Source organism: Variovorax sp. J22G73, assembly GCF_030317035.1.
Classification (GTDB): Bacteria; Pseudomonadota; Gammaproteobacteria; order Burkholderiales; family Burkholderiaceae_C; genus Variovorax.
This window is the reverse complement of the sequence record NZ_JASZYK010000005.1, coordinates 418,090-432,299: the sequence shown is the minus strand read 5'-3', so window position 1 is coordinate 432,299 and position 14,210 is coordinate 418,090. Positions and strand designations below refer to the sequence as shown.

Annotated in this window: 12 protein-coding genes; 11 read left to right on the top strand and 1 reads right to left on the bottom strand. The window is 68.7% G+C overall.

The window, feature by feature from the left end; all coding sequences use genetic code 11:
* Positions 1-32: 32 nt before the first annotated feature.
* Positions 33-1,652 (bottom strand): ABC transporter substrate-binding protein, encoded by a 1,620-nt coding sequence (locus tag QTI51_RS21395; RefSeq protein ID WP_286515645.1) that lies wholly within the window; start codon positions 1,650-1,652, stop codon positions 33-35.
* Positions 1,653-1,892: 240 nt separating this feature from the next.
* Here QTI51_RS21395 and QTI51_RS21390 point away from each other — a divergent pair, with 240 nt between their 5' ends.
* From QTI51_RS21390 to QTI51_RS21340, 11 genes are all read left to right on the top strand, one after another.
* On the top strand, positions 1,893-3,137 hold the full coding sequence (locus QTI51_RS21390) for an acyl-CoA dehydrogenase family protein (protein WP_286515644.1): 1,245 nt from the start codon (positions 1,893-1,895) through the stop codon (positions 3,135-3,137).
* Between the two features lie 103 nt (positions 3,138-3,240).
* A complete protein-coding gene (locus QTI51_RS21385) occupies positions 3,241-4,425 on the top strand; it encodes an LLM class flavin-dependent oxidoreductase (RefSeq protein ID WP_286515642.1) in 1,185 nt (394 codons plus the stop codon).
* Positions 4,426-4,505: 80 nt separating this feature from the next.
* Positions 4,506-5,531, top strand: coding sequence for an aldo/keto reductase (locus QTI51_RS21380; RefSeq protein WP_286515745.1), 1,026 nt, complete (start codon positions 4,506-4,508; stop codon positions 5,529-5,531).
* Positions 5,528-6,793 carry an SfnB family sulfur acquisition oxidoreductase gene (locus tag QTI51_RS21375; RefSeq protein ID WP_286515640.1) on the top strand — a complete coding sequence of 422 codons (1,266 nt, stop codon included), beginning with the start codon at positions 5,528-5,530 and terminating at the stop codon, positions 6,791-6,793. Before QTI51_RS21380 ends, QTI51_RS21375 begins: the two co-directional genes overlap by 4 nt.
* A gap of 25 nt (positions 6,794-6,818) precedes the next feature.
* Complete coding sequence (locus tag QTI51_RS21370; RefSeq protein WP_286515639.1) at positions 6,819-7,784, top strand: aliphatic sulfonate ABC transporter substrate-binding protein; 966 nt, start codon at positions 6,819-6,821, stop codon at positions 7,782-7,784.
* A 20-nt stretch (positions 7,785-7,804) separates the two neighbouring features.
* Positions 7,805-8,572, top strand: coding sequence for an ABC transporter permease (locus QTI51_RS21365; protein ID WP_286547644.1), 768 nt, complete (start codon positions 7,805-7,807; stop codon positions 8,570-8,572).
* Entirely contained in the window at positions 8,569-9,372 is an 804-nt protein-coding gene (locus tag QTI51_RS21360) for an ABC transporter ATP-binding protein (protein ID WP_286515637.1), read from the top strand. The genes QTI51_RS21365 and QTI51_RS21360 overlap by 4 nt, the downstream gene beginning before the upstream one ends.
* The gene (locus tag QTI51_RS21355) at positions 9,369-10,406 is read left to right on the top strand and encodes an LLM class flavin-dependent oxidoreductase (RefSeq protein WP_286515635.1); all 1,038 of its coding nucleotides are present in this window, start codon (positions 9,369-9,371) and stop codon (positions 10,404-10,406) included. The genes QTI51_RS21360 and QTI51_RS21355 overlap by 4 nt, the downstream gene beginning before the upstream one ends.
* 36 nt (positions 10,407-10,442) lie before the next feature.
* Positions 10,443-11,504 (top strand): ABC transporter substrate-binding protein, encoded by a 1,062-nt coding sequence (locus tag QTI51_RS21350; RefSeq protein WP_286515633.1) that lies wholly within the window; start codon positions 10,443-10,445, stop codon positions 11,502-11,504.
* Positions 11,505-11,644: 140 nt separating this feature from the next.
* A complete protein-coding gene (locus QTI51_RS21345) occupies positions 11,645-12,448 on the top strand; it encodes a MetQ/NlpA family ABC transporter substrate-binding protein (protein WP_286515631.1) in 804 nt (267 codons plus the stop codon).
* Positions 12,449-12,512: 64 nt separating this feature from the next.
* Positions 12,513-14,108, top strand: coding sequence for an ABC transporter substrate-binding protein (locus QTI51_RS21340; protein WP_286515629.1), 1,596 nt, complete (start codon positions 12,513-12,515; stop codon positions 14,106-14,108).
* Positions 14,109-14,210 lie beyond the last annotated feature (102 nt).

The following is a 14,210-nucleotide window of genomic DNA, read 5'->3' as shown; positions in this document are numbered from 1 at the left end:
CAAGCGTGTTCCGCCGGCCCTGGCCCTGGCCTTCACTTGCGCGGCTCGACCCATGTGTCGGCCAGGTCGCCGGCCATCAGGTCGATGCTGTTGTTCAGGTTGTGCACGCGCGCGCTGTACACCTGGATGAGCGGCACGCTCACCAGCGGCAGCACGGGAAGCTCGCGCCCGACGATCTGCTGCACCTGCTTGAACTGCGCGGCGCGCTTGCCGGCGTCGACCTCCACCGCGGCCTGGCGGAACAGCTCGTCGACCTGCGGGTTGTCGTAGTGCGCGCCGTTGATCCAGATGAGCGGGTTGCGCACGCCGTCGCCCCAGTAGATGCGCTGCACGCCCACCGTCGGGTCGAACAGGCGGCCCAGGCCGTTGATGTTGATGTCGAAGTCGCGCGTGGTGTACACGCGTTTCAGAAAAGTGGGCAGGTCGCCATCGACCACCTCGACCTTGATGCCCACGCGGCCCAGCGCCGAGCGCAGGTAGTCGGTGGTGCGCTTGAACTCCGCGCCGGGGATGTAGCTCACCCGCAGCGAAAAGCGCTGGCCGTTGGCCTGTTTGGGCTGGCCCGCCTCGTCGAGCAGGCGGTTGGCCGCGGCCACGTCGAAGGGGTAGCGGAAGGTGCTGTCGTCGTAGTAGTCGGCCAGCACGCGCGGCACCGGCGAGTTCACCACCTCCACGCGCTTGTAGTAGATGGTGTTGCGAATGAAGTTGCGGTCGATGGCCTGCGCAATGGCGTGGCGCACCTTCACGTTGGCCAGCACCGGGTTCTCCAGGTTGAACTCCAGGAACGAGGCGTTGTTCAGGAAGCCGTCGTAGGTATCGTCGATCTTCAGCTTGGGGTTGGCGCCCAGGCGGTCGAGGTCGGCCAGGCCCACGCCCTGCGCCACATCGACTTCGCCGGTTTCCACCGCGGTGGAAATGGCGGCCGGGTCGCGCACGAACTTGACGATCACGCGGTCGAGGTGCGGGTAGCCCTTGCGCCAGTAGTTCGGGTTCTTGCGCAGCACCAGGTGGCTGCCGCGCACCCATTGCTCGAACACGAAGGGGCCGGTGCCCACGGGCGCGGTGATGTTCGGGTTGCCCAGCGGCTCGCCGTCGCTGTAGCGGTGCGCCGGCACGATGGGCAGCTCCGCCGACGACAGCGACTTCAGCAGGAAGGGCGCCGGCTTCGACAGCACGATGACGGCGGTGAGCGGATCGGGCGTGTCCACGCGCTCCACGTTGGCCAGCGTGATGCGCCCGCGCGGGCCCTGCTTTTTCTGCGTGAGCACCGAGTAGCGCACGTCTTCCGACGTGAGGTCGTGGCCGTCGTGGAACTTGACGCCGGGGCGCAGCTTGAAGCTGTACTTCAGCCCGTCGGCGCTCACCTGCCATTCGGTGGCCAGCAGCGGCTGCGGCGTGAACTTGGCGTCGTAGCGCAGCAGGCCTTCGGTGACCTTGGCGCTCACGTTGCGGTTGTCGGTCTTGGTGTCGAGGAAGGACACGAGCGAGGTCGGCTCCTGCGACACCGCATAGGTCAGCGTGCCGCCTTCGACGGGTTTTTGCGAAGGGGCTTGTGCCGACGCGGTGAAGGGCAGCGCGGCCAGAGCCAGGTGAACCAGCCGCCGGTCGAAATGGAGTTTCTTGAGCAGTGAGGGCAGGAGAAGGGAGAGCATGAATTGAAGCGCCGTACCGGCAATGGAGTTCGATGAAAGTCCAGCCGATGGTCTTGGAAATTGGCGCGCGCACTTAGCATTTTTTCGATCTTCGAAATTCAGTCTGAAGGCAGCGCGAATACGTTGCGAAGACGGCGCGGCCGCAAATCGGCGAAACGAAAAATCCGAATTTGGTTATGCGAAAACCAAACCGCGCGCGAGCCTATATTCGCGGCCCTCTGCTTCGTTTCAGGAATCGCGATGAACGCCGTCCTCCAGCCCGCAGCGCATACCGCGCAGGCACCGGAACTCCACACGCTGCTGGCCCGCTTGCCCGCGCTGGCGGCATCGATGGCCGAAGGCGCCGCCCAGCGCGAGCGCGACCGCACGCTGCCCTTCGAGGCCTTCGCGCAGTTCAAGGCCTCGGGGCTCGGCACGCTGCGCGTGCCGCCGGCGCGTGGCGGCCCGGGCGGCACCATCGAAGACCTCGTGCAGGTGGTGGCCACACTGGCCGCGGCCGACTCCAACGTGGCGCATGCGCTGCGCACGCACTACAACGCCATCGAGCTCTGGACCACCGCGCCGCCCGATGCGAACAGCGACCGGCAGCTGGCCCGCGTGCTGCAAGGCGCGCTCTTCGGCGGCGCCTTCACCGAGCTGGGCACGCCGCGCTCAGGCACCGTCACCACCGCGCTCGAACGTCGGGGCGACCAGCGCGTGCTCAACGGCAGCAAGTACTACGCCACGGGCACGGCCTTCGCCGATTTCGCGAGCATCGCGGTGCACGACGAAGAAGGGCGCGATGCCACCGTCATCGTGCCCACCGACCGCGAGGGCCTGCACGTGAAAGACGACTGGGACGGTATGGGCCAGCGCCTGACGGCCAGCGGCAGCCTGGTGTTCGACAACCTGCAGGTGCACGACGACGAGGTGGTGCACCCCCGGCAACGCAGCCTGCAGCGCCGGCATGCGTCGTCGTTGCGCCAGCTCTACCTGGTGGCGGTGGCCGGCGGCATCGTGCGCAACGTGTTCAGCGATGCGCTGCACTACGTGCGCCACCACGCGCGCCCCGCGGCGCACAGCCCGGCGGCCTCGGCGCCGCAAGACCATTTCACGCAGTGGGTGGTGGGCGACCTGGCCACGCACACCCATGCGGTGGACGCGCTGATCGCGGACAACGCACGCCGGCTCGACCGCACGGCCGAGGCGCTGCGGCATGCCGGGGATGATGACGACGACGACAGCGCCGCGCAGCTCGTGCTCGACGGCGCGCTCGCCACCGCCAAGACGCAGCTCGCGGTGAGCCGCATCGCGCTGCAGGCGGCCGAGCGGCTGTTCGACGCGGGCGGTGCCTCGGCCACCTCGCGGCAGCACAACTTCGACCGGCACTGGCGCAACCTGCGCACCCTGTTCAACCACAACCCGCTGCAGCAGAAGGCGCGCGTGGTGGGCGACTACCACCTCAACGGCACGACCGCGCACCTGGAAGAAGGCAAGGTGTTCTGAACGGGCCTTGCATTGCACGCCGGTGAATTTCGATATGCGAATTCCGGGCGTGCCAATTGCGCGGCGCTTGTCCAGAATTGTTGAACCCCAGAGGTAATTCCCCATGTCCATTTCCAACCGGCCCGGCGCCATTGCCGGGTGGGAGCGCTTCGTCGCGCCTACCGAATTCAGCGAGAGCCCCATTTCGCAGGCCTTTCGCCAGCCCGTGCTGCTGGGCCTGTTTCTGCCGATACAGGCGGGCGGCTGGAGCGCATCGACCCTGCCGCGCACCACCGACTGGCGCTACGACTACAACAAGAACCTGGTGCTGAAGGCCGAGTCGCTGGGCTTCGACCTGGTGTTCGCGCTGTCGCAGTGGCTGCCCAAGGGCGGCTACGGCGGCGTGTTCGACGGCAACGCGCTCGACTCGTTCATGACCACGGCGGCGCTCACCGCGGTCACGAGCCGCATCATGCTCATCTCGACCATCCATGTGCTGTACGGGCCGCTGCACCCGCTGCACCTGGCCAAGTACGCAGCCACGCTCGACCACATCTCGGGCGGGCGCTGGGGCATCAACGTGGTGACCGGGCACCGTGCGGTGGAGCACGAGATGTTCGGCTCGCACCGCATCGAGCACGACCGGCGCTACGAGCTGGCGGCCGAGTTCCTGGAGGCCGTGCAGCGGCTGTGGGCCGACACCGAGAACTGGTCGTTCCAGGGCGAGTCGCCGTGGAAGCTCGACGGCGCCTTCGTCACGCCCAAGCCGAATTTCGGCCGGCCGGTGCTGGTGAACGCCACGGGCTCCGACGCCGGCATTGCCTTCGCGGGCCGCTACTCGGACATCGTCTTCATCACCAGCCCGAGCGGCTCGGCCTTCGCCAGCGCCATCGAGGCACTGCCGGCGCATACCGCGCGCGTGAAGCAGGCCGCGCGGGACGTGGGGCGCGAGGTGCGCACGCTGCTCAACCCGATGGTCATCAGCCGCGAGACCGAGCGCGAGACCTGGGACTATCACGACGCCATCGTCGCCCATGCCGACGCCGACCCCAAGACCAGCTTCAACCGCTTCGACAGCGACGCCCACGCCTGGCGCGGCCGCGTGGGCAACGACGCGGCCAAGCGACGCGCCATCGGCGGAAACATCGAGGTCATCGGCACGCCCGAGCAGGTGGTGGAGCAGTTCGTGCAGCTCAAGCGCGCGGGCGTCGACGGGCTGCAGCTGAGCTTCTACGACTTCAAGCCCGACCTCGAGTTCTTCGGCGACCGCATCCTGCCGCTCATGAAGCAGGCGGGGCTGCGGCTGTAGCCGCGCTTTCTTCCCTTTTGCGTTCTTCGCGCACACCCGACACCTCAAGCCTTACAGAGAGTTCCTTTTCCATGAGCACCATCGACTACCGTCCCCTCGGCCGCAGCGGCATCCTCGTGTCGCCGCTGACGCTGGGCACCATGATGTTCGGCAACCAGACCGACCGCGCCACCGCGCAGCGCATCACCGAGCGGGCCTTCGAGCAGGGCATCAACTTCATCGACACTGCCAACGCCTACAACAAGGGCGAGTCGGAAACCGTGGTGGGCCAGCTGGTGGCGGCGCAGCGCCACCGCTGGGTGGTGGCCACCAAGTTCGCCAACGCCGACCCCGACATCGCCGGCCCCAACAACAAGAGCACCGGCCGCCACGGCATCGTGCAGTCGGTGGAGGCCAGCCTGCGGCGCCTGGGCACCGACCACATCGACCTGCTGTACCTGCACCGCGAAGACCGCGCCACGCCAGTGGCCGAGACGGTGCGCGCGCTGGGCGACCTGATTCGCGCGGGCAAGCTGCGCAGCTACGGGCTGTCGAACCACACAGCCTGGAAGATCGCCGAGTTCTCCCGCACGGCCGATGCCCTGAACGTCGACCGCCCCGTGGCGAGCCAGCCGCTGTACAACCTGGCCAACCGCCAGATCGAGGCCGAGCACCTGCCCGCCGCCGAGTACTACGGCCTGGGCGTGGTGTCTTACAGCCCGCTGGCGCGCGGCGTGCTCACCGCCAAATACCCGCCCGGCGAGGCACCACCGCCCGGCACGCGCGCCGGCCGGGACGACAAGCGCATCCTGCAGACCGAGTGGCGCCCCGAGTCGCTGGAGATCGCGCAGCGCGTGAAGCAGCATGTGGAAGGCCGCGGCATTACGCCGGGGCAGTTCGCGCTGGCCTGGGTGCTGAACAACAAGCTGGTCACCTCGGCCATCGCCGGGCCGCGCACGCTGGAGCAGTGGGAAGACTACGTGCCCGCGCTGCAATACCGCTTCACCGAGGAAGACGAGGCGCTGGTCGATGGGCTGGTGACCACCGGGCATTCGTCGCGCCCGGGCTTCAACGACCCGAGCCATCCGTTCTTCGGGCGCGTGCCGCGGCATCGCCCGGCGGCATGAGCGCCGTGCTGGCCTCCGTGAGCAAGCGCCACGCGGAACACGGCACCGTGCCCGGTGAGCGCACGGCGCGTGCCGTTGCACCGACGCAGGTTCTGCGCGACGACGCCGAAGTGCTCAACGCAGCGCGACGCATCGCCGGCCTCATCGCCGAGGGCGCGGCGGCGCGCGACCGCGAGCGCATCCTGCCCGCGCGGGAGCTCGACCTGGTCTCCGGCGCCGGCCTCTGGGCCATGAACGTGCCGCGCGCGCACGGCGGCGCGGGCGTGTCGTACGCGACCGTGGCGCAGGTGTTCGCCTTGCTGTCGGCGGCGGATGCATCGATCGGGCAGATCCAGCAGAACCACAACAGCGCGGTGTTCTGGCTGTCGAGCATCGGCACGGCGGCGCAGAAAGACTTCTTCCTGGGCGAGATCCTGCGTGGATGCCGCTTCGGCAATGCCAATGTCGACGCGGCCACCGTGCCCGGGGTTCAAGGCGTGCAGCCCACCGTCATCGCGCGCACGGCCCATGGCTACGTGCTCAGCGGCGAAAAGGTCTACGCGACCGGCGCGCTGTTCGCGCACTACGTGACCGTCATCGGCCAGAACGAGGCGGGCGAGAAAACCGTCGCCATCATTCCCGCGGGCACGCCCGGCTTGACCATCGAGGACGACTGGCAGAGTTTCGGCCAGCGCACCACCGCCAGCGGCCGCGTGCGGCTCGATCGCGTCGAGCTGCCAGCGCTGTGCGTGCTGCCCATCCACCGCGCCTACAGCGAGCAGCCGATGGGCGCGGTGTCGCAGCTGAGCCATGTGGGCATCGACCTGGGCATCGCGCAGGCGGCCCTCGACGACACGGTGCGCTTCCTGCGCGGCCACGCGTCCATCAGCCAGCCCGAAGGCGCGCCGCGCGCGGTGACCGACCCGCTGGTCATCGCGCAGGTCGGCGAGATGCAGACGCGGCTGCACGCCGCCGAGGCCATGACGCTGCGCGCGGGCCTCGCGGTCGACGCGTCCATCGCCGTGCCCGACAAGGCCCGCCGCGCCGCCGCTTCGCTCGCGGTGGCCGAGGCCAAGTGGCTCACATCGGACATTGCGCTGCACGCGTCGAGCAAGCTCTTCGAGCTGTGCGGCACGCGCTCGGCGCAGCACCCGCACGCCTTCGACCGGCACTGGCGCAACGCCCGCGTGCACACGCTGCACGACCCGGTGCGCCACAAGCTCAGCGTGGTGGGCGAGCATTTGCTCAACGGCATCGGGCCCGAGAGCGCAGGCGCGCTCTGACCTTTTCAAAACCCATCGGTTCGCCATGATTTCCAGACGACATTTCGCCATCGCGGCCAGTGTGGCCGGTGCCGCCGCAGGCCTTTCCCCCCACGCGTGGAGCGCCAGCGGCCTGAAGGGCAACACCCTGACGCTGGGCTACCAGAAGACCGGCATCCCGCTGGTGGCGCGGCAGCTGAAGGTGTTCGAGAAGCGCTTCGAGCCGCTGGGCATCCGCATCGAATGGGCCGAGTTCACCTCGGGCCTGAACCTGCTGCAGGCGATGGACACGGGCGACGTGGCCTTCGGCAATGCCGGCAACGTGGGCTGCATTTTTCTGCAGGCTTCGGGCGGGCGCGTGGCCTATGTGGCGGCGCAGCCGTCGACGCCGCGCTCCGAAGGCATCCTGGTGAAAGAGGGCTCGCCCATTCGCACCATCGCCGACCTGCAGGGGCGGCGCGTCGGCTACGCCAAGGGATCGAGCTCGCACAACCTGGTGGCCGCCGCGCTGGAGAGCCAGGGCCTGGACATCAAGGCCGTGACCAGCATCGGGCTGGGCGCGGCCGACGCGGGCTTTGCCTTCGACGCCGGCGAGATCGACGCCTGGGCCATCTGGGACCCTTACTTCACCATGGCCCAGCGGCGCGGCAAGACGCGCGTGGTTGCGTACCAGGGCGATGTGCTGAAAGACAGCGCCAGCTTTCTGCTGGCCAACACCGAGTTCGCCAAGGCCTGGCCCGCGCATGTGCGGGCGCTGGTCGAAGGCTCGGCGGAGGCCGGCGCCTGGGCCCGGCGCAACCTGGGCGAGGTGTCGAAGTCGCTCTCCGCGGCCACCGGCATGCCGCTGGACGTGGTGAGCGAGGTGAACGCCAATGCCGGCTTCGACGTGGTGCCGCTCGCGCCGGCCATCCTCGATTCGCAGCAGCGCACGGCCGACCGGTTGTTCAGGCTGGGCGTGCTGCCCAAGGCGGTGGATGTGCGCGCTGCCGTGTGGTCGGGCGCGGCGGCGTGAACTTTGCCGTGAACCGCACCGTGACCCGCGCCGCAAGCATCGGCCGCCGCCTGCTGGTGCTGGCCCTGCTGGTGGTCGCGTGGCAGTGCGCCTCGTGGTGCGGCTGGGTCAACGTGCAGACGCTGGCGTCACCGCTGGAGGTGTGGAGCGCGGGCGCCAAGCTGTGGCATTCGGGCGAGCTGGTGCCCAGCATCTTCATTTCGCTGCGCCGCGTGAGCATCGGGCTGCTGATTGGCGTGAGCATCGGCGCGGCGCTGGGGCTTGTCGCCGGGCTGTCGCGCATCGGCGAGGAAATCGTGGACGCGCCGCTGCAGATGCTGCGCGCGCTGCCGTTCCTGGGCCTGCTGCCGCTGCTCATCGTGTGGCTGGGCATCGGCGAGGGCATCAAGGTGGGGCTGGTGGTGATCGGGGTGATCTTTCCGATCTACCTCAACCTGCACAAGGGCATTCGCGCGGTCGATCCGCGCTTTGCCGAGCTGACGCAGGCCTGCGGCGTGGGGCGCTGGGGGCTCATTCGCTGGGTGGTGCTGCCGGGCGCGTGGCCTTCGTTTTTGGTGGGCCTGCGCTTTGCGCTGGGCATCGCGTGGCTGTCGCTGGTGGTCACCGAGGCGGTGAACGCCGACGCGGGCATCGGCTACCTCATCCAGCAGGGCCAGCAGTTTCTGCAGACCGACGTGATCCTGCTCGGGCTGGTGATCTACGGCCTGCTCGGGCTGCTGCTCGAGGGACTGGTGCGGGCCATCGAGTGGCGCACGCTGGACTGGCGCAAGGACTTCGCTTCCGCATGAACGCACGCATTCCCTTCATTCACCCCGTGCCTGCCGGTGTCGGCGCGCCGGCGCCCGCCGTCGAGGTGCACGGCCTGGGCCGCGCCTTCGACGGCCGCGCGGTGCTGCGCGGCATCGACTTGGCCATCGCGCCCGGCGAGTTCCTGGCCATCGTGGGCAAGAGCGGCTGCGGCAAGAGCACGCTGCTGCGCGCCATCGGCGGGCTGGACCGCGGCTTCACCGGCACGCTGCGGGTCGACGGCGTGGTGGCCTTCGGCTTCCAGGATGCGCGGCTGCTGCCGTGGGCGCGCGTGTGGCAGAACGTGGTGTTCGGCCTGCGCGGCCCGCGCGACGTGCTGCGCGCCAAGGCGCTGGAGGCGCTGGCCGCGGTCGATCTCGCGGCGCGTGCCGACGCCTGGCCGCGCACGCTGTCGGGCGGCGAGGCGCAGCGCGCGGCGCTGGCGCGCTCGCTCATCCGCGCGCCTTCGGTGCTGCTGCTCGACGAACCCTTCGGCGCGCTCGACGCGCTCACCCGGCTTCGCATGCACGCGCTGGTCAACGGGCTGTGGCGCGACAAGGGCTTTGCGGTGGTGCTGGTCACGCACGACGTGGAAGAGGCCGTGCTGCTGGCCGACCGCGTCGCGGTGCTGGAAGACGGCCGGGTGGCCGACCTGTTTCGCGTCGAGCTGCCGCGCCCGCGCTCGCGCACCGACGAACGCTTCGAGGCCGCGCGGCTTCGCATCCTGGACGGCCTGGGCGTGCTCGCACTCGACGCGAGCCTCAGCGCCCACGAGGAACCCCATTCGGAACTCTATTCATGACCCACCCCCTTCGATTCGGTGTCTGGGCGCCCGTGTACGGCGCCTGGGGCAGCTTTCAGCACCCCGGCGATCCGCCCGATGCCGGCTACCGCCGCAGCCGAGACCTGGTGGTGCGCGCCGAGGCGCTGGGCTTCGACTCGGTGCTGCTGGCGCAGCACATCGTCAACCCCTCGTTCAAGGACGAGGCCGTGCTCGAGACGTGGACCGCTGCGGCCGGCATCGCGGAGGCCACCGAGCGCATCGAGATCATCGCGGCCATCAAGCCGCTGCTGTTCCACCCGGGCGTGCTGGCCAAGATGTCGCTGGGCATCGACGACATCAGCGGCGGCCGGCTGGCCATCAACCTGGTGAGCGCGTGGTTCCGCCCGGAGATGGGCCGGCTGGGCATCGACATGCCGGCACACGACGCGCGCTACGCCTATTCGGCCGAGTGGCTGGACGTGGTCACGCGGCTGTGGTCGGGCGAGGTGGTGAGCCACCGGGGCGCGCACTTCAGCATCGACGAACTGCGGCTGGCGCCGCGCCCGCGCAAGGGCACCCGCCCGACGGTGTACCTGGGCGGCGAGTCGGAGGCGGCGAGGCAGTTGGCGGCCGATGCGGCCGACGTGCTCTTCATCAACGGCCGGCCGCTGGCGGACACCGCCGCGTTCATCGACGACATGCGCGCGCGCCCGCGCCAGGGCGCCGCGCTGCGCTTCGGGCTTTCGGCCTTCGTGATCGCGCGAGACACCGAGGCGGAGGCGCTGGCAGCGTACGAGCGGCTGCAGGCGCTGTCCGACCTGGACGACCGCTCGGCCATCCTGCGCGGGGTCGATCCCGAGGTCGCGATGTTCAAGGTGGGCGCGGGCCAGAAGAAGGTCGGCACCAACGGCGGCACCCTGGCCGGGCTCATCGGCAGCTACGCGCAGGTGGCCCGAAAGATCGAGGCCTTTGCCGAGGCCGGGGTCGAGCTTTTCATGCTGCAGTTCCAGCCGCTCGAAGCGGAGCTGGAGCGCTTCGCGCGGCACGTGCGGCCACTGGTCGCGCGCCGCTGATTTCCCGATTTCTTTCAAACCGCTGGAGCCACCCTGATGACCTCGTTCGACACGCCGCTGCGCCGCGGCGCGTACCTGCTTCTTTCGCTCGTCTTCGCCTGCGGGCTTGCCGCCTGCGGCAAGGAGACTGCCGCGCCTGCTGCTGCTGCTGCTGCCGGTGCCGGTGCCGGTGCCGGTGCCCCGGCCGGCAAGCTCGATCCGGCCAACCCCGTCACGCTGGTGGTCGGCGTGCCGCGCAACTTCGGGTACCTCAGCACGCTGTGGGCGCGCGATGCGCAAACGCCGGGCGTGAAGATCGAATACAAGTACTTTCCCAACTTCGTCGACATGCTCACCGCCTTCAACGCCGGGCAGGTCGACATCACCGAGATCGGCGACGTGGGTGCGGCCCAGTCGTTCGCGGCCAGCAAGGGCAACGTGCGCGTCATCGCGGTCACGCAGCCCAACGCGGGCAACACCGGCCTGCTGGTCGCTAAAGACAGTCCGTACCAGAAGTTCGAAGACCTGAAGGGCAAGCAGCTGCTGTTCCTCAAGTCGACCAACACCTACCTGGGCGTGAAGCACAAGATCGCGGATGCGGGTCTGCAGGAGCCGGACTTCAAGTTCGTCGAGCTGGCCGGCCCCGCGGCCGTGAAGGCGTTCCAGACCGGCCAGGTCGAGGGCTACCTCACCATCGACCCCAACATGGCGGACGTGGTCGAGAAGACCGGCGCGCGACTGATTTCCGACGGGCGCGACCAGCGCATCCAGAACCTGTACCCCTACGTGACGCAGAAGAAGGTGGTCGAGCAGAAGAGCGCCGCGCTCGCCGCCTTCGTGCACGTGCTGGCCGACACCATCGCGTGGGCGCAGGCCAACCCCGACGAGCAGGCGCGCATCGTGGCGCCCAAGATCCAGTTCAGCGAGTCGGCCATCAAGACCACCTTCGGGCGTGGTGCCAAGGCGCTGCAGCCCATCGACGCGCGCTTTCTTGCCGAGCAGCAGGCCAACTTCGACGAGCTGCTGGCCGCGGGCGTGCTGAAGGAGGCGGTGCAGGCGAAGGATCTGTACCTGGCCGATTTCAACGGCAGCATCAAGCCGTCGACGGACCCGCGCTGAAGCCCTGAGGCGCGAGGGGCGTGCGGTAGCACACGCCCTTGCTCCGTAAACGAATAAGCAACCGCCGATTCATTGCTTGGGCGCGGCGCCCCGCGCCACTAACCTGCGCGGTGTCAAACAACACCGAGGGAACCCAAGCCATGTCGATCTCGTTTCAACGCGCACTGTCCGTGATGGTGCTCTCTGTTGCCGGCCTCGCCGCGTCTGCCCACGCACAGGAGGCCCTGCGCGTGGCCGCCTCGCCCGTGCCGCACGCGGAGATCCTGGAGTTCATTCGCCCGCAGCTCAAGGCGCAGGGCGTGGACCTGGAAGTGAAGGTCTTCAACGACTACGTGCAGCCCAACCTCGCCGTGAGCGACAAGCAGCTGGACGCCAACTTCTTCCAGAACCGCCCGTACCTCGACTCCTTCAACAAGGACCGCAAGACCGACATCGTCGAGGTGCCGCACAGCGACGTGCACATCGAGCCCTTCGGCGCCTACTCGCAGAAGATCAGGAAGACATCCGAGCTGCGCGACGGCGCCGTCATCGCGATTCCGAGCGACCCGTCGAACTCGGGCCGCGCGCTGTCGCTGCTGGCCAGGCAGGGGCTCATCAAGCTGAAGGACGCGTCGAACATCAAGTCGACCGCGCGCGACATCGTTTCCAACCCGAAGAAGCTGGTGATCCGCGAGCTTGAATCGGCCCAGCTGCCGCGCGCGCTGCCCGACGTGGACCTGGCGCTCATCAACACCAACTACGCGCTCGAAGCCAAGCTCGACCCGGCCAAGGACGCGCTGTTCATCGAAAGCGGCCAGAACTCGCCCTACGCCAACTTCATCGCCGCGCGCAAGGACAACGTGAACTCGCCGGCGGTGAAGAAGCTGGTGGCGGCCCTGCACACGCCGGAGGTGCGCAAGTTCATCGAGGGCAAATACAAGGGCGCGGTGATTCCGGCGTTCTGAGTGCACGGAATCGACTGACAGAAGACAACGGTCACAACGTCAACAACGACAGACAAGAACTGAAATGAAGCAATGGACAGCGGCGCGCACCTTCGCGCGCCAGGCGGCGATTGCCGCCATCGCGGTGTTCGCCGCATGGAGCGTGGCCGCGCAGCCGCGCGCGGGCGGCACGCTGACCTGGCTGGTCAACCCGGTGCCGGCGTCGATCGTGCCGCTGACCACCACGGCCGGCGGCAACGCCGAGATCGGCCCGAAGATCGTCGAGGGGCTGCTCACCTACGACTACGACCTGAAGCCCAGGCCGCTGCTGGCCACCGCGTGGTCGCAGAGCAAGGACGGCCTGCAATACACCTTCGAGTTGCGCAAGGGCGTGAAGTGGCACGACGGACGCGACTTCACCTCGGCCGACGTCGCCTTCTCCATCCTCACGCTCAAGCAGGTGCACCCGCGCGGGCGCGGCACCTTCGCCAACGTGGTGGACGTGAAGACGCCCGACGCGAACACGGCCGTCATCGTGCTGAGCAAGCCATCGCCCTTTCTTCTGACGGCGCTGGCTTCGACCGAATCGCCCATCGTGCCCAGGCACCTGTACGAGGGCACCGACATCGCGTCGAACAAGTACAACAGCGCGCCCGTGGGCACGGGCCCGTTCGTGTTCAAGGAGTGGGTGCAGGGCAGCCACATCATCCTGGAGCGCAACCCGAACTACTGGGACAAGCCCAAGCCCTACCTCGACCGGGTGGTGGTGCGCTTCGTGCTCGACTCGGCCGCGCGCGCCGCCGCACTGGAGTCGGGCGCGGCCGACCTGGCCAACGGCACGGGCGGCATTCCGCTGTCGGACGTGGAGCGCTTCGGCAAGCTGCCGGGCGTGCAGATCGACGCGCGCATCTCGCCGTACCTGGGCAGCCACCAGCAGATCTACTTCAACCTGGACACGCCGGCGCTGCAGAAGATCGAGGTGCGCCGCGCCATTGCGCAGGCCATCGACGTGAACGCCTTCGCCAAGACCGTGTGGTACGGCTACGGCACGCTGTCGGCGTCGCCCATCGGCAAGGGCATCAGTCGCTATCACGACGCGAGCATCCAGCCGTACCCGTTCAACCCGAAGGAGGCCGAGGCCGCGCTGGACGCCGCGGGCTTCAAGCGCCCCGCCGCGGGCGCCACGCGGCTGAAGCTGCGCGTGCTCTACAACCCGTTCCAGGAACGGCGCGCGGCCGACTTCGTGCGGCAGTCGCTCGGGCGCATCGGCATCGACGCGGTGGTGGAAAGCTACGACTTCGCCACCTACGTGACCAAGGCCTACACCGACCGCGCCTTCGACATCACGCTGGAGAGCCTGACCAACCTGTTCGACCCCACGGTGGGCGTGCAGCGGGTGTTCTGGTCGAAGAACTTCAAGGTGGGGCTGCCGTTTTCGAACGCGGCGCACTACGTGAACCCCGAGGTCGACCGCCTGCTGGAAGCCGCTGCGGTGGAGGTGGACGAGGGCAAGCGCAGGCAGCTGTTCGTCGACTTCCAGAACATCGTGCACCGCGACATTCCGTCCATCGAGCTGGGGGCCAACCCGGCGATCACGGTGGCGGCGAAGAAGGTGCGCGACTACGCGCCGACGGGCGAGCACATTCGCGGGAGTTTCGCGGACCTGTACTTCGCGCCTTGAAGGCGGCGTGCGGTCGAGGGGCCGCGCTGGTCGAACCGGGGGGCGAGAGTCGCGGGACCGCGGAGCGGTGTGACGCACGCACATGCCGAAGTGCTGCATGAT